Source organism: Burkholderia sp. HI2714 (genome assembly GCF_002223085.1).
Classification (GTDB): domain Bacteria; phylum Pseudomonadota; class Gammaproteobacteria; order Burkholderiales; family Burkholderiaceae; genus Burkholderia; species Burkholderia lata_D.
The window spans coordinates 45,865-61,137 of record NZ_NKFM01000021.1 but is presented as its reverse complement, the minus strand read 5'-3'; the positions used below and the strand labels follow the sequence as shown (position 1 = coordinate 61,137).

Below are 15,273 nucleotides of genomic sequence, written 5' to 3'. Positions count from 1 at the left end.
TTACGCGCGGTGCGGCGCGACGATCCGGTGCTTCGCGATGCGCCGGTACAGCGTCGCGCGCGAGATGCCGAGCGCCTGCGCGGCCGCGTCGGGCCGCCAGCGATGCGCGGTGAGCGCCGCGACGATGCGGCCGCGTTCGTCGTAGGGCAGCGTGCCGGGCGCCATGCCGCCGAGCTGCGCGGCGATCTCGGCCGGCAGGTCATGTCGCGTCACGCGCGCGGCGTCGCACACCGCGCACGCATAGCGCAGCACGTTGCGCAATTGCCGCACGTTGCCGGGCCACGGATACGCGGCGAGCTGTTCGGCGAGCGTCGCATCGAGCGTCAGCACGTGGCCGGTGGCCTGCGCTTCCTCGGCGAACACGGCGGCGATCACGTCGCGCACGTCCGCGCGCTCGCGCAGCGGCGGCAGTTCGAACGTCGCGCCGCTCAGCCGGTAGTACAGGTCCTCGCGAAACGTGCCGTCGGCCACCATCCGTGCGAGATCGCGGTGCGTCGCGCAGATCACGTCGAGATCGACGCGCACGGGCGTATCGCTGCCGAGCGGCACGACTTCGCCATCGGCGAGCACGCGCAACAGGCGCGTCTGCAGCGCGAGCGGCATGTCGCCGATTTCGTCGAGGAACAGCGTGCCGCCGTCGGCGAGCGCGATCTTGCCGCGCGCGCCGTGCTTGCGTGCGCCGGTGAACGCGCCGGCCGCATAGCCGAACAGTTCGCTCTCGATCAGCGCTTCCGGCAGCGCGCCGCAGTTGACCGCGACGAACGGCCGCGTACGCCGTGCGCCGGCATCGTGGATCGCGCGTGCGAATACTTCCTTCCCCGCACCGGTTTCGCCGAGCACGAGAATCGGCAGCCGCTTGCTTGCGACACGCAGCGCGAGTTCGGCCTGCTGCGCGATATGCGCGTCGCTGCTTTGCAGGAACGGCGTCAGCGCGCCGACGTGGCGTTGCGCGCTTCCCGGGCGGCGCGAGGCCGTGCCGGGCTCGCGGCCGGTGCGTCGTAGCGGCGCACGCAGCCGCGCATAGAGCGGCGCGCCGGTCGCGCGCAGCCGCAGCGCGACGATCGCATCGAGCCGCGCGGCATCGCGCAGCGGCATCTCGGTCGCATCGAAGATCTCGTCGATATGGCGCGGTTCGCGCAGTGCCGGCAGCGCGTCGCGCGCCTGCCGGTTCGCGGCGACGATGTTGCCGCATTCGTCGAACGCGATCAGCCACTCGGGTTGCGCTTCGACGTAGTGACGATTCGGATGACCGAACAGGATCCAGTGCTGCGCGGTGCTGTGCACGAAGTAGCCGTCCTCGATCAGCGCCGCGCTCTGCCGCACGAGCTGATAGACGAGACGCTGGCTGTCGCGGCCGTCGGGCGAATGAACGGCCGACGCGTCGAGCACGCCGATCAGCTCGCCGCCCGGCGAGAAGATCGGCGCCGCGCTGCAGGTGAGCGTCGTGAACGCCGCACGAAAGTGATCGGTCTTGTGCACGGTGATCGGCGCGAGATCGGTCAGTACGTTCGCGACGCCACAGGTGCCTTCCTCGCTTTCCGACCAGCACGAGCCGATGTGCAGCCCCGCATGACGGAAGTCGTTGCGGCGCTCGCGGTCGATCCGGTAGTCGATCGTCACGCCGTGCGCGTCGGTCAGCATCACGCAGTAGTCGGCGACGCGGATCATCTCGTGCAACCGCGTCAGGCACTGGCCCGACGCGCGCAGGAAGGCCTCCTCCTTGTCGCGCACTTCGCGCAGCTCGGCCGCGGTCAGCACGCGCGGGCCGATCGACGAAGCGGGGTCGAGGCTGTAACGCTCCAGGGACCGCTGCCACGACGACACGAGGCGCGTGGAGTCGGCCGGCGCGGGCAGGCGTCCGGCGAGCGCGCCGAGCACGCGGTCGGCGTGCTGGGCCTGGGGGACGGCGTAGGGCATGGTCGGCTCCGGTTCCGTACGGCGGGGATGCGATGTTCTTGTAGCACATCCCGTTCGACGGATCACATTGCATCGCAGCACGCGGCGGGCCTGAGACGTTCGTCTCACCGGTATCGCGGGCTGTCTCGTGTCGTTGAGACGCGTTCATGTGCGACCGGCGGAGATCGTCCGGCATGACGCGGCCTGCGCGGCGCCGCGATATGGCGGGCTTTGCGGGCAGGGCGGTGCGCTTGCACCGGCGTCGCGGTGGCCGTTTCGTCGTATCGACGCGGTGAGACGAGCGGGCCGAATGGCCGCGCGCTCCGTCCTTCCAGCGGCGAATCCGAAACATCGGCATCCCCGCCGCGTCAGCACTCACAAGGGTTTCACGTTCCTCACGCGTAGGGTGGCACGCCGCTTGCAGAGATCACGGGCAAGTCGGCGCGGTTGCGTCGACGACGATCCGCCGCCCGGCGATGGCAGCGGACGAGACAGGCAGGGCCTCGGCACGCCAACGCGCCGCGGCCGGCCAACTGGATGGAGACGAACCCGTGACGATGCCCGTTACCGTCGGTGTGATCGCGAACCCCGCATCGGGGCGCGACATCCGCCGCCTCACGACGCATGCCTCCGTCTTTCCGACGGCGGAGAAGGCGAACATGATCGTGCGCCTGCTGGCCGGCCTCGGCGCGATGGGCGTCGAGCGCGTGCTGACGCTGCGCGACCGGACGGGCATCGCGACGCTGCTGCTGCGTGCGCTCGACACGCACCGTGCGGTCGCGCCGCACGAGCGCTGGCCCGAGGTCGAATTCGTCGACCTGCCGATCACCGACACCGTCGCCGACACCCAGGCCGGCGCCGCGTACCTGCACCGGATGGAAGTCGCGCTGATCGTCGTGCTCGGCGGCGACGGCACCCATCGCGCGGTTGCCGCGCATTGCGGCGCGACGCCGCTCGTCGCGCTGTCCACCGGCACCAACAACGCATTTCCCGAACATCGTGAAGCCACCGTCGCCGGCGTCGCGGCTGGACTCGCCGCGACCGGCGCGGTGCCGGCCGAAGTCGCGTTCACGCGCAACAAGCGGCTCGTCGTGCGCTGCGTGGCGGGCGCGCAGCCGGGGCGCGAGGAGATCGCGCTCGTCGACGTGTGCGCCGCGCGGCAGCGCTTCATCGGCGCCCGCGCGATCTCGGGGTCCGACGACATCGATTCGCTCTACCTGACATTCGCGGAACCGGACGGAATCGGCCTGTCCGCGCTCGGCGGCGCGTGGGCGCCGCTCGAACGCAGCGCGCCGCACGGGCTGGCGATGCGCTTCGCGGCTGACGGCGAGACCGCCGGCACGCCGCTCGTCGCGCCGATTGCGCCGGGCCGTGTTGATCGCGTCGTGATGCGCAGTTGCGAGCGGCTCGAGCCGGGCGCGTGGCAGACGATTCCGTTCGAGCACGGCACGCTCGCGTTCGACGGCGAGCGCGAGATCGAGGTTGCGCGCGGCGATCGCTACGAGATCTCGCTCGACTGGCGCGGGCCGCTGACGGTCGACGTCGGGCGCACGCTGCGCTACGCGTCGTCACGGCAGCTGCTGCGCGATGCCGGCGAGTGGCGCTATTGAAACACCGTTTTACCGAGTGACATTTCGATATCCACAACGATCGTCAAGGAGACATCGCATGACAGTCCCACTCGAAGGACAGGTCGCCATCGTCACGGGCGGTGCATGCGGCATCGGCCGCGGCATTGCGCTGACGCTTGCCGGCGCGGGCGCCGACATCCTGCTGGCCGATCTGCTCGACGACGCACTCGACGCCACCGCGCGCGAGGTACGCGCGCTCGGCCGCCGGGCGGCGGTTGCAAAGGTCGACGTCACGCAGGCCGCGCAGGTCGACGCGATGGTTGCGCAGGCGCTCGCCGACCTCGGCCGGCTCGACATTCTCGTGAACTGCGCGGGCGTGATCAGCATTCATCCGGTCGGCGAACTGACCGAGCGCGACTGGGATTTCGTGATGGACGTGAACGCGAAGGGCACGTTCCTCGGCTGCCGCGCGGCGCTTGCGCCGCTGAAGGCGCAGGGTCGCGGCCGGATCATCAACGTCGCGTCGATCGCCGGCAAGGAAGGCTTTCCGAATCTCGCGCATTACAGCGCATCGAAATTCGCGGTCGTCGGCTTCACGAACGCGCTCGCGAAGGAGGTCGCGCGCGACGGCGTGACCGTCAACGCGATCTGCCCCGGCATCGTGCGGACCGACATGTGGGACCGGCTGTCCGACGAATGGAAGACCGACGGCGAATCGGTCGAGGAGTCGTGGCAGCGGCACCAGTTGACGCTGATTCCGCAGGGCCGCGCGCAGACGCCGGAGGACATGGGCCGGCTCGCGCTGTTCTTCGCGACGATGGACAACGTGACGGGCCAGGCCGTGAACGTCGACGGCGGCTTCACGTTCCACTGACGGCCGCGGGCCGTGCAATCCGTCGCCGTGGCCCGGCCGCGGCGGCATTCGCAGTCAGACCTACTCAGGAGACACACATGACCGCTTCGACACAGCTCAGCAGGGACAAACTGCTGGACGCCTACCGGCTGATGCGCACGATCCGCGAATTCGAGGAGCGCCTGCACGTCGAATTCGCGACCGGCGAGATTCCCGGCTTCGTTCACCTGTACGCGGGCGAGGAGGCGTCCGCGGTCGGCACGATACTGCACCTCGGCCTCGACGACTACGTGGCCACCACGCACCGCGGCCACGGCCATTGCATCGCGAAGGGCGTCGACGTGCACGGGATGATGGCCGAGATCTACGGCAAGAAGACGGGCGTCTGCCACGGCAAGGGCGGCTCGATGCACATCGCCGATCTGTCGATGGGGATGCTCGGCGCGAACGGGATCGTCGGTGCGGGCGGCCCGCTCGTCTGCGGCGCCGCGCTCGCGGCGAAGCACAAGAAGACCGGCGGCGTCGGCGTGTGCTTCTTCGGCGACGGCGCATCGAACCAGGGCGTGATCTTCGAGTCGATGAACCTCGCGTCGGTGTGGCGGCTGCCCGCGATCTTCGTGGCCGAGAACAACGGCTATGCGGAGGCGACATCGTCGAGCTGGTCGGTCGCGACCGACAACATCGCCGATCGTGCGAACGGGTTCGGGATGCCGGGCGTGATCGTCGACGGCTTCGACTTCTTCGCGGTGCACGAAGCGCTCGGCGAAGCCGTCGAGCGCGCGCGCAACGGCGGCGGCCCGACGCTCGTCGAAGTGAAGTTCACGCGCTATTTCGGCCACTTCGAAGGCGATGCGCAAACCTATCGCGCACCTGGCGAGGTGCAGAAGCTGCGCGACGAGAAGGACTGCCTGAAGCATTTCGAAACGCGCGTCGTGCGGGCCGAAGCGCTGACGACCGCCGACCTGCGCGCGGTCGATGCCCAGGTGAAGGCGCTGATCGACGACGCGGTCGCGCAGGCCAAGGCCGCACCGGTACCCGATGCGGCCGACCTGCTGACCGACGTCTACGTGTCGTACCCGTGAGCGCCGCCTGACACCGCGGCCGACACGGCGAACCGAACATTCCAGGAGACAGACATGGCAAGGAAGATCACTTATTCGCAGGCGATCAACGAGGCGCTCGCGCAGGAAATGGCGCGCGACGACAGCGTGATCGTGATGGGCGAGGACAATGCAGGCGGCGCGGGCGCGCCGGGCGAGGACGACGCGTGGGGCGGCGTGCTCGGGGTGACGAAGGGGCTGTTCCACAAGTTTCCGGGCCGCGTGCTCGATACGCCGCTGTCGGAGGGCGGCTACATCGGCGCGGCGGTCGGCGCGGCTGCATGCGGGATGCGGCCCGTCGCGGAGCTGATGTTCATCGATTTCATGGGCGTGTGCTTCGACCAGATCTTCAACCAGGCCGCCAAGTTCCGCTACATGTTCGGCGGCAAGGCCGTGACGCCGGTCGTGATCCGCGCGATGTACGGCGCCGGCTTGCGCGCGGCAGCACAGCACTCGCAGATGCTCACGTCGCTGTTCACGCACATTCCGGGGCTGAAGGTCGTGTGTCCGTCGACGCCGTACGACGCGAAGGGGCTGCTGATCCAGGCGATCCGCGACAACGATCCCGTGATCTTCCTCGAACACAAGCTGCTTTATACCCGCGAAGGCGACGTGCCGGAGGAGTCCTATGCGATTCCGTTCGGCGAAGCGAATGTGATGCGCGACGGTGACGACGCGACGATCGTCACGTATGGCCGGATGGTGCATCTCGCGATGGATGCGGCCGCGAAGCTCGCGAAGGACGGCATCCAGGTCGACGTGATCGACCTGCGCACGACGTCGCCGCTCGACGAGGAAACGATCCTCGAAAGCGCGGAGCGCACCGGGCGCGTGGTAGTGGTCGACGAAGCGAACCCGCGCTGCTCGATCGCGACCGATATCGCCGCGCTCGTCGCGCAGCGTGCGTTCCATGCGCTGAAGGCGCCGATCGAGCTCGTGACCGCGCCGCATACGCCCGCGCCGTTCGCGAGCGTGCTGGAAGACCTGTATATCCCGTCCGCCGATGCGATTGCGCAGGCGGTCCTGAAGACGAGGAGCTGACACGATGTCGATTCACATGATCACGATGCCCAAGTGGGGGCTGTCGATGGAGCAGGGGCAGGTCAACGGCTGGCTGAAGGCGCTTGGCGAACGCGTGACGAAGGGCGACGAGGTGCTCGACGTCGAGACCGACAAGATCTCGTCGGGCGTCGAATGCGCGTTCGACGGCACGCTGCGCCGGCAGGTCGCGCAGGAAGGCGAGACGCTGCCGGTCGGCGCGCTGCTCGGCGTCGTCGCGGCCGCCGACGCGAGCGATGCCGACATCGACGCGGCGATCGCCGATTTCCAGCGCGATTTCGTGCCGAGCGCGGCGTCCGACGAAGCCGCGGGCCCGCAGCCCGAGAAGGCGCAGATCGGCGGCCGGACGGTACGCTTCCTGAAGCTCGGCGAAGGCAGCGGCACGCCAGCCGTGCTGATCCACGGCTTCGGCGGCGATCTCAACAACTGGCTGTTCAATCACGCGGATCTCGCCGCGCACCGGCCGGTGTGGGCGCTCGACCTGCCCGGTCACGGCGAGTCGGGCAAGGCGGTCGAGACGGGCAGCCTCGATGAGCTGGCCGACGCGGTGCTCGCGCTGCTCGATGCGAAGGGCATCGACAAGGCGCACCTGATCGGCCATTCGATGGGCGGTGCGGTCGCGATGGCGGCGGCCGAACGCGCGCCGCAACGTGTCGCGTCGCTGACGCTGATCGCGAGCGCGGGGCTCGGCACCGACATCAACCGCGCTTACATCGACGGCTTCGTCGCCGGGAACAGCCGCAACACGCTGAAGCCGCACCTCGGCGCGCTGTTCGCGGACAACGCGCTGGTCACGCGGCAGCTCGTCGAGGATCTCGTCAAGTACAAGCGGCTCGAAGGCGTGCAGGCCGCGCTGGAGAAGATCGCGAATGCCGCGTTCGACGGCGCCGCGCAGCGGCGCGTGTTCCGCGACCGGCTCGCGACGCTTGCGCCGCGCACGCTCGTGATCTGGGGCGAGCACGACCAGGTGATCCCGGCGCAGCACGCGCAGGGTTTGCCGGACGGCGTGCGCGCCGAGGTGATCGCCGGCAGCGGGCACATGGTGCAGATGGAGGCGGCCGCCGACGTGAACCGCCTGATCGTCGCGTTTCTCGGAGGCTGACGATGACCGCCGCGCTCGAACGACCCAGCCTCACGGCGCTCGGCCAGCCGGGCGCGAGAAGCCGAGACAAGCTCGCGCGCATTCCGGTGCGCGTCGAGCCCGCGGCCGGTGCGGCGTTGCCGAAGCCGCCGTGGCTGCGCGCGCGGCCGATGATGAGCGCGGCGGTCGCCGACATGGCGGCCGTGCTGCGCGACCATCGGCTGCATTCCGTCTGCGAGGAGGCGATGTGCCCGAACATCGGCGAATGCTTCGCGCAGCGCACGGCGACCTTCATGATCATGGGCGGCCTGTGCACGCGGCGCTGCCCGTTCTGCGACGTCGCGCACGGCCGTCCCGAGCCGCTCGATCCCGACGAGCCCGCGCGGCTGGCCGACGCGGTTGCGGCGCTCGGGTTGCGCTACGTCGTGATCACGTCGGTCGACCGCGACGACCTGCGCGACGGCGGCGCCGCGCATTTCGCCGCATGCATCGCGGCGGTCCGCGCGAGCGTGCCGGGTATCGGCGTCGAAGTACTGACACCGGACTTCCGCGGTCGCGTGGCCCGTGCGCTCGATGCGCTGTCGGCGGCCTGGCCCGACGTGTTCAACCACAACATCGAGACGGTGCCGTCGCTGTATCGCGCAGCGCGGCCGGGCGCCGACTATCGCGGTTCGCTCGAACTGCTCGCGCAGGCGAAGCGGGCACGGCCGGAGCTGGTGACGAAATCGGGGTTGATGCTCGGCCTCGGCGAGTGCGACGACGAAGTGCGCGACACGCTGCGCGACCTGCGTGCGCACGACGTCGACGTGCTGACGCTCGGCCAGTATCTCGCGCCGTCCGCGCACCATCTGCCCGTACGGCGCTACGTGAGCCCGGACGCATTCGCCGCGTGGCGCGACGAGGCGCTATTGCTCGGTTTCAGGGAAGTCGTCGCCGGCCCGCTCGTACGGTCGTCGTATCACGCGGCCGACGTGCTGGAGGAGACGTAGCGGCCAGCGCGTCAGGCGGACGTGGAAGCGGCGGCATGCGCGCGACTGACGCGGCGCAGGTACAGGACGAGCCCGGCGCCCGCGAGCATCAGGCTGATCGTGTTCGCGAACCAGAAGCCACGCGCGCCGGTCAGCCACGCGGGCGCGATCCCGCCCACGTCGAAGCCGAGCGCATAGCCGCCGCTGAGCCCGACACCCCACAGCGCGACCGCATAGATCACGGTCGGCACGACCGCGACCTTGTAGGCGCGCAGCACGAACGCCGACGTGACCTGCAGCGCATCGAAGACGTGGTAGCACGCGACGATCGCGACGAGCGGCATCGCGGCCGCGGCGACGGCCGGGTTCGGCGTATAGCCGCCGATGATCAGCGGGCGCAGCGCGAACACGAGCAGGCCGTAGGTCGCGGCAATGCCGCACGCGAAGATCACGCTGTGCCGGCCGAGCAGCCGGGCTTCGTCGGGCCGTCCGGCGCCGAGCGCGCGCGCGACCAGCGTCGACGCCGCCACGCCGATCGACAGCGGCGTCATGTACAGCACCGCGCCGATGTTGCCGGCGATCTGGTGGCCGGCGAGCGTCGTCGTGCCGAACTGTGCGATGAACAGCGCCATGCACGTGTACGACGTGACCTCGATCAGGTACGACAGGCCCATCGGCACGCCGAGTTTCAGGATCGCCTTCTGGCGTTCCCAGACCGGCCAGCAGAAGCGCGAGAAGATCGCGAGCGGCGCGAACACGTCGAGCTTCGCGAGCAGCGTGTAGCCGATCAGCGCGAGTGCCCAGTTGATCAGCGTGCTCGCGAGCCCGCAGCCGGGGCCGCCGAGGGCCGGCACGCCGAATCCGCCGAAGATGAACCACACATTGAGCGGAAACTTGAGCAGCAGCGCGCCGATCTGCAGGATCATCGCGAGGCGCGGCTTGCCGGCCGCGTTGGTCAGCGCGTTGTAGATGCGGAAGACGAGGCTGGCGGGCAGCCCGTACGACAGGATGCGCAGGTAGTCGACGGTGCGGTCGTGCAGCGCGGCGGGCGTATGCGCGACGCGCAGCAGCGGTTCGGGAAAATGCAGCAGGAGAAAGCCGGGCACCGCGAGCAGCAGCGCGAGCCACAGCGCCTGGCGCACTTCTTCGCCGATCTCGGCATAGCGCCGTGCGCCGTACAGCTGCCCGGTGATCGGCTGCAGCGCGGACAGGATGCCCGTCAGGCCGATATAGATCGAAATGTAGATCGACGAACCGAGCCCGAGTGCGGCCAGATCGACGGCCGAGTAGCGCCCGACCATCGCGGTGTCGATCACGCCGAACGCGATGATCGCAAGCTGACCGACGAGCACCGGCCATGCGAGACCGACGATCCGGCGGATGTCGCCGAACATTGTCAATCGGCCGGCTGGCGGCGCGGCGGACGCCGCTTGACGGGCGTCTTCGGCCGTTCGATGCGCTCGTACAGGCGGAAGCGCTCGTCACGGTCGGCGGCGCGGCGGCCTTCCCACACGAGACGCCAGACGTATTGCGACATCGAGCTCGGCTCGCCGAAGTCCGAGCGGTCCTGGCGCAGGATCACGTCACAGTCGCCGGAGAAGTCGAAGCGCATGTTGCCGAAATACGCGAAGGTCGCGATCTGCGCGTCACCGAGCCGCACCGGCGAGATGCACTCGTAGTCGGACGGCAGGTGCACGGCGATCTGCTGGGCGACATCGCGATAGGTCCGGCCGTAGTTGACGATCGGCAGCCACAGTGTCATCAGCAGCACCCACATCAGCGTGGTGCCCGCACCCGACAGCACGACGCTGCGCCACAGCACCTTCGGCTGCCGCGAGATGCGCCAGCGCACCAGGAAGCACCAGCACACGGTGGCGATCACCGCGCAGATGAACGACAGGATCTTGAAGTGCGGCTCGTAGCCGGGCACGAGGCGCGCCAGGTTGCGCGCGAGCGGATGCGGGAAGCCCGTGATCGATGCGAGCCACACGAGCCACACGAAGGTGCCGAGGATCGTAAAGCTCAGCACCGCGAACCAGTCGATCGCATTGATCGCGCCGCGCTTGAGGGTCGGCAGCGCGAACGTCGCAAGTACCGCGAGCGGCGGCAGCAGCAGCATGTACATGCGGTTCGACTGCTGGCTCTGCAGGATCACGAGCGCGACGAGCGGCACGGCGACCGACAGCGGAATCGCGATGTGCGCACGTCGGCGCATGCCGGCCCAGCTCCACCATGCCCAGATCGCGAGCGGCCACGCGGGCCACGTGAACAGCGGCAGGTTCTTCGCCGCATAGCCGAGCACCGCGGTCGGCGGGCCCGAAAAGCGCATCAGGCTGCCGTGGATCCACTGGTTGAAGAACCACGCGGCATCGTCGGGGGCCGCGACGAACGCGGCCAGCGGCCACAGTGCGAAGATCGCGGCCGCGAGCGGCACGCCGACCAGCGGCAGGCGCAGGTTGCGCATCTCGGGCGTGACGAGCCACAGCACGGCGGTGCCGGCGAGCAGCGCGACGACCAGCACCGGATTGCCGGACAGCGCGACGAGGCCCATCGCGAGGCCCCACCACAGCGCGCCCTGCATCGGCTTGTCGATGCCGCGCACGATCCCGTAGACGAGCATCGCGATCCACGCGAACTGCGCGAGCTGCGGCGTCGTTTCGTGCCCGCGCTCCGCGAGGCCGAAGCAGGCGACGAGCACCAGCAGCGCGCCGTCGGCGAGCGTGCGGCCGTAGTCGCGCGGCTCGGGCTCGCCGCCGAATGCGTATTTGAACGGCTGGACTTCGGCACGCCGGCCGAGCAGGTAGGCGGCATACCAGACGAATGCGCACGCGACGCAGAACAGCACGCCGGTGTCGACGCGCGACGCGTTGCTCGCGTCGACCCACGGGCCGAGGCCGCGGATCGACAGCGCGCCGAGCCAGTAGCCGAGCGGCCCGTCGGTCGTGATGAACTTGCCGACCAGGTTCGGCAGCAGCCAGTCGTGCCAGCCGCCCTTGGCCATCGTCCACATCACGCCAAAGCCCGCCGCGTCCTCGTTCTTCCACGGGTCGCGGCCGAACAGGCCGAACGCGGCGTAGACGAAGCAGAGCGTGAGCAGCAGCCAGCGCGGTAGCGCGCGCGTGGCAGAGGCGGTGAGACGGACGACAGGCTTCATGCAGATGAGCGATTTGTTATGGGCGGGTGGCCGGCGCGGAGGCGCGCGGTCGAGCCGGTTTCGAGCATCCGGCATTGTAGACGCGCCCGCTGTTGCACGTCAGGTCGATGCCCGGGCGCCGGCTGGCGCCTGCCGGGCGAGCAGAGACAAAAAAGGGCAGCCTGGGCTGCCCTTTTGTGCGATACCGGTGCGTTGCAACCACCGGATGCAGTGCGAAGCTTACTTCGCCTTGCCGCTGGCGCGAACGCCGAACTTGTTCTTGAACTTCTCGACACGGCCTGCCGTGTCCATGATCTTTTGCTGACCCGTGTAGAACGAGTGCGATTCCGACGACACTTCGATCTTGGCGAGCGGGTAGGTCTTGCCGTCGAGTTCGATGTTTTCGCGCGTCTGGATCGTCGAGCGCGTGATGAACTTGAAGCCGTTCGACATGTCTTGGAAGACGACTTCGCGGTAGTTCGGGTGGATGCCTTCTTTCATGGTCTTTCCTTGGTGAGAGCGGTAGCCAACCCGCCGCTTGTCGTGCCGGAGCGCGCACATTGCGCAAACCAGACGACGCCAAGCCCGGCGCGAGCCACTTGCCTAAGGTCGAAAAACGGCGATTATGCCAGAAAATCAGATGGTTGACGAATAATTTTCACGGTGCGTCGAGCACGCCAGTGCCGGCCGGATCCTGCCGGTAGTAGCGCGCGAGCAGCCGGTACAACTCCGGAAATTCGGACTCGAACGCTTTTGGCCTGACGAACAGCGCCTCGCTGCATACCGCGAAGAATTCCGACGGGTGGTCCGCGGCATAGGGATCGATCAGCGAATCCCGCTCGAAGCGCGCCCACGCACGGTCCGGCACCGCGTCGACGCGCGCGCAGAACTGGTCGTACGCGTGCTCGAACACGTCGGCCCAGGCTTGCGCATCGAGGTGCGGCGCGTGCCAGCGGCGAAATAGGGGCGGATAGCCGTCGGCCGCGCCGTTGACCATGTCGATCTTGTGCGCGAACTCGTGGATCACGACGTTGTACGCGTCGCGGCCGTCCGTCATCTGCGCGTCCTCCCAGGACAGGATCACGGGGCCGCCTTCCCAGGCCTCGCCGCTCGCGTCCTGCTCGACTTCGTGGACGACACCGTCCTCGTCCTGCACCGTCTTGCGGATCACGAATTCGCCCGGATACACGACGACGCCGACCCAGCCGTCGTACAGCGACAGGTCGAGATTCAGCACGGGCAGGCAGGCCTGCGCGGCGATCGCGACGATCATCGCGTCGGTCAACTCGAGCCCGTGCGCGGTCGAGAACGATTTCTTCGCGACGAACAGGCTCGTCAGTTCGCGCAACCGGCCGAGCGCGTCGGGCGACAGCGCCGCGAGGAACGGCAGGCGCTCGACGGTGTCCTGCCACAGCGCGTCGGGAATCGGGTGGCTGCGCAGCGCGCGGTCGCGGCGGCGGTCGTCGAACCAGCGGGTCAGTTTCGAGAGCATGAAGGCGTTTCGCGGAAATCCAATGCCTGTCTTTTAACTCAATCGATCTCTTTTTGCCATGCCGCGAAGAGGCCGCCGACGAGCGCCACGCCCGCCAGGAAGTAAAAGCCGTCGAGCGACGCGAGGAACGACGCCTGTTGCGCGACCATGCGCGCGATCGACGCGATCGCGAGGCCGTGCGCCTCGTTCAGCGCGTGGCCGGCGGCGGCATAGCTGCGCGTCAGCGCATCGACGGTCTGCTGGAACAGCGGGTCGAACACGTTTGCACGCTCGACGAGCCGCGTCTGGTGCACGGCCACGCGGTGCTGCTCGACGATGATTACCGACGACGTCGCGAACGAGATCGTCAGTTGCCGCACGATGTTCTTCAGCCGGTAGCCGTGCGTGTATTCGTCGATCGCGAAGATCCGGAACGTCAGGTTGGCCACCGGCAGCACGATGAAGAGCAGCAGCAATCCGCGCAGCAGCAGCGGGACGATCAGCGCGGCTTCGCCGACCTGCGGCGTCATCCGCGTCATCCACAGCGCGGCCGTGATGGCGATCGCGAACCCCGGCACGACGAACCACTTCTTGTGCGCGACGAATTTCGCGTAACGCAGGTACGCGAACAGCGCAGTGGCCGAAATCAGCGACATCGTGCCCACCAGCCGCCCGGCGTTCTCGACCGGGTAGCCGAGCCCGCTTTCGAGAAAACGCGACGTCAGGTAACTGAAGCCCGTCGACTCGTAGTAATAGAACATGTAGAGCAGCAGTCCGATCTGGAACGTCCGCTCGCGGAACGCGTGCAGGCGCACGAGCGGCGTCGGATGATGCCACTGGTGATACGCGAACCACGCAAGCGCGCCGATCCCTGCGATCGTCAGCAGGATCAGCATTGGCGAGCCGCTGTAGAGCTGGTAATGCACCTGCTGCAGCACGATCTGCAGCGCGCCTTGCGCGAGCGCGAACACGACATACGGCCAGAAGTGTCCGGAGCCGCGTTCATCGTCGGGTGTCCGGCCCGAATCGGGCAGCGTGAGCAGCGCGAGGATCGCGAACGCGATGCCGGCCGGCGCCGAGCACGCAAACAGCGCGCGCCACGTCGAATGTGCGACGAGCAGGCCGCCGACGATCGGCGCAAGCGCGCTGCCGAGCAGGATCATGATCAGGAACGCGCGCGTCGCGGGCGGCCGATCCTGCGGCTTGAAACTGATCTGGATCAGGATCCGGCACGCGCCCATCATCGGGCCGATGAAATAGCCCTGAAAACCGCGCGCGAACGCGAGTTCGAGCGACGTGTCGGCGAGCGCGGCCGCGATCGCGCCGAACGAGAACATCAGCATGCAGCCGGCGACGTAGCGGCGATGGCCGAGCCGGTCGACCCACCATTGCTGCTGCAGGATGCCGAGCACGGCGGTGACCGCGTAGGCGCTCGACGACCACACGAGTTCGTCGGGCGATGCGTTGATGCCGCCCGCGATGTAGCTCGCGAAGAACGAGAAGATTGCGTTGTCGAAGTAGTCGATGCCGGTGACAAGCGCGAGCGCCCACGGGAACAGGTCCGCGCGCAGGTTTGCGCGGCTCCACAGTGGCGAGCGACCGGGCATCGCGTTCATTCGCGAGCCTTGCGCGTGCGCCGCGTGCCGGCTTCGGCCTGCCGCTGCGCGATCAGCGCATCGGCGTTTTCGCCGGCAAGACGCCGTTCGACGTAGTCGATGTCGTGCTGCAGTTCCTTGCGCAGCGCGACGGCTTCCTTCAGTTCGCGCTGGACGGCCGCGATCCGCCGGTCGAGCGTGTCGACCTGCTCGGCAAGGCCGGTGCGGATCTCGCGCAGCGACGCGTCCGAATAGCGGCGCCGGCCGTCGCCCGTTTCTTCCAGCGGGCGCTTCAGCATCTCGGTGATGCCGTGCAACGAGAAACCGAGCGCGCGCAGCCGCAGGATACGCGCGAAGCGTTCGAGGTCGGCTTCGTCGTAGAGGCGGTAACGGCCTTCGCTGCGCGACGGCGTGACGAGCCCGCGCTCTTCGTAATACTTCAGCGTGCGCGGCGTGACGCCGAGCCGTGACGCCGCATCGCTCACGGTCAGCAGCGGGGTGGAGGCGTCGTTCGGCATCGGGAGGAGGATTGGGTTTGGACGATGA

General features: G+C 68.6%; 13 protein-coding genes. 6 read left to right on the top strand and 7 right to left on the bottom strand.

Annotation, left to right across the window (positions count from 1 at the left end; genetic code table 11):
* On the bottom strand, positions 1-1,917 hold the full coding sequence (locus CFB82_RS10380; RefSeq protein ID WP_089484084.1) for a sigma-54-dependent Fis family transcriptional regulator: 1,917 nt from the start codon (positions 1,915-1,917) through the stop codon (positions 1-3).
* Positions 1,918-2,447: 530 nt separating this feature from the next.
* Between CFB82_RS10380 and CFB82_RS10375 the strand changes: the two genes are divergently transcribed.
* From CFB82_RS10375 to lipA, 6 genes are all read left to right on the top strand, one after another.
* Positions 2,448-3,506 (top strand): ATP-NAD kinase family protein, encoded by a 1,059-nt coding sequence (locus CFB82_RS10375; RefSeq protein ID WP_069249314.1) that lies wholly within the window; start codon positions 2,448-2,450, stop codon positions 3,504-3,506.
* 58 nt (positions 3,507-3,564) lie between these two features.
* The gene (locus tag CFB82_RS10370; RefSeq protein WP_089484083.1) at positions 3,565-4,341 is read left to right on the top strand and encodes an SDR family NAD(P)-dependent oxidoreductase; all 777 of its coding nucleotides are present in this window, start codon (positions 3,565-3,567) and stop codon (positions 4,339-4,341) included.
* 77 nt (positions 4,342-4,418) lie between these two features.
* Positions 4,419-5,402 (top strand): thiamine pyrophosphate-dependent dehydrogenase E1 component subunit alpha, encoded by a 984-nt coding sequence (locus CFB82_RS10365; RefSeq protein ID WP_059233993.1) that lies wholly within the window; start codon positions 4,419-4,421, stop codon positions 5,400-5,402.
* Between the two features lie 54 nt (positions 5,403-5,456).
* Positions 5,457-6,461, top strand: coding sequence for an alpha-ketoacid dehydrogenase subunit beta (locus tag CFB82_RS10360; RefSeq protein ID WP_048021073.1), 1,005 nt, complete (start codon positions 5,457-5,459; stop codon positions 6,459-6,461).
* A 4-nt stretch (positions 6,462-6,465) separates the two neighbouring features.
* Positions 6,466-7,581 carry an acetoin dehydrogenase dihydrolipoyllysine-residue acetyltransferase subunit gene (locus tag CFB82_RS10355; RefSeq protein WP_089484082.1) on the top strand — a complete coding sequence of 372 codons (1,116 nt, stop codon included), beginning with the start codon at positions 6,466-6,468 and terminating at the stop codon, positions 7,579-7,581.
* A 2-nt stretch (positions 7,582-7,583) separates the two neighbouring features.
* Positions 7,584-8,549 carry a lipoyl synthase gene (lipA, locus tag CFB82_RS10350; protein WP_089484081.1) on the top strand — a complete coding sequence of 322 codons (966 nt, stop codon included), beginning with the start codon at positions 7,584-7,586 and terminating at the stop codon, positions 8,547-8,549.
* An 11-nt stretch (positions 8,550-8,560) separates the two neighbouring features.
* On the opposite strand, the gene CFB82_RS10345 is transcribed toward lipA, so the two are convergent.
* From CFB82_RS10345 to CFB82_RS10320, 6 genes are all read right to left on the bottom strand, one after another.
* Positions 8,561-9,922, bottom strand: coding sequence for an MATE family efflux transporter (locus tag CFB82_RS10345; RefSeq protein ID WP_089484080.1), 1,362 nt, complete (start codon positions 9,920-9,922; stop codon positions 8,561-8,563).
* A 2-nt stretch (positions 9,923-9,924) separates the two neighbouring features.
* The gene (locus CFB82_RS10340) at positions 9,925-11,757 is read right to left on the bottom strand and encodes an ArnT family glycosyltransferase (RefSeq protein ID WP_089484079.1); all 1,833 of its coding nucleotides are present in this window, start codon (positions 11,755-11,757) and stop codon (positions 9,925-9,927) included.
* Positions 11,758-11,901: 144 nt separating this feature from the next.
* Positions 11,902-12,162 carry a type B 50S ribosomal protein L31 gene (locus CFB82_RS10335; RefSeq protein WP_006753671.1) on the bottom strand — a complete coding sequence of 87 codons (261 nt, stop codon included), beginning with the start codon at positions 12,160-12,162 and terminating at the stop codon, positions 11,902-11,904.
* Between the two features lie 157 nt (positions 12,163-12,319).
* Positions 12,320-13,153 carry a zinc-dependent peptidase gene (locus CFB82_RS10330; RefSeq protein WP_089484078.1) on the bottom strand — a complete coding sequence of 278 codons (834 nt, stop codon included), beginning with the start codon at positions 13,151-13,153 and terminating at the stop codon, positions 12,320-12,322.
* 38 nt (positions 13,154-13,191) lie between these two features.
* The gene (locus CFB82_RS10325; protein ID WP_089484077.1) at positions 13,192-14,748 is read right to left on the bottom strand and encodes an MFS transporter; all 1,557 of its coding nucleotides are present in this window, start codon (positions 14,746-14,748) and stop codon (positions 13,192-13,194) included.
* Positions 14,745-15,245: a MerR family transcriptional regulator gene (locus CFB82_RS10320; protein WP_089484076.1), complete on the bottom strand. Its 501-nt coding sequence runs from the start codon at positions 15,243-15,245 to the stop codon at positions 14,745-14,747. Before CFB82_RS10320 ends, CFB82_RS10325 begins: the two co-directional genes overlap by 4 nt.
* Between the last annotated feature and the right edge of the window lie 28 nt (positions 15,246-15,273).

Coding starts and splice junctions, on each gene's coding strand:
- CFB82_RS10360 (WP_048021073.1), top strand. CDS start 5,457: ATGGCAAGGAAGATCACTTATTCGCAGGCGATCAACGAGGCGCTCGCG.
- CFB82_RS10330 (WP_089484078.1), bottom strand. CDS start 13,153: ATGCTCTCGAAACTGACCCGCTGGTTCGACGACCGCCGCCGCGACCGC.
- CFB82_RS10345 (WP_089484080.1), bottom strand. CDS start 9,922: ATGTTCGGCGACATCCGCCGGATCGTCGGTCTCGCATGGCCGGTGCTC.
- CFB82_RS10320 (WP_089484076.1), bottom strand. CDS start 15,245: ATGCCGAACGACGCCTCCACCCCGCTGCTGACCGTGAGCGATGCGGCG.
- lipA (WP_089484081.1), top strand. CDS start 7,584: ATGACCGCCGCGCTCGAACGACCCAGCCTCACGGCGCTCGGCCAGCCG.
- CFB82_RS10335 (WP_006753671.1), bottom strand. CDS start 12,162: ATGAAAGAAGGCATCCACCCGAACTACCGCGAAGTCGTCTTCCAAGAC.
- CFB82_RS10365 (WP_059233993.1), top strand. CDS start 4,419: ATGACCGCTTCGACACAGCTCAGCAGGGACAAACTGCTGGACGCCTAC.
- CFB82_RS10370 (WP_089484083.1), top strand. CDS start 3,565: ATGACAGTCCCACTCGAAGGACAGGTCGCCATCGTCACGGGCGGTGCA.
- CFB82_RS10380 (WP_089484084.1), bottom strand. CDS start 1,917: ATGCCCTACGCCGTCCCCCAGGCCCAGCACGCCGACCGCGTGCTCGGC.
- CFB82_RS10340 (WP_089484079.1), bottom strand. CDS start 11,757: ATGCCGGATGCTCGAAACCGGCTCGACCGCGCGCCTCCGCGCCGGCCA.
- CFB82_RS10355 (WP_089484082.1), top strand. CDS start 6,466: ATGTCGATTCACATGATCACGATGCCCAAGTGGGGGCTGTCGATGGAG.
- CFB82_RS10325 (WP_089484077.1), bottom strand. CDS start 14,748: ATGAACGCGATGCCCGGTCGCTCGCCACTGTGGAGCCGCGCAAACCTG.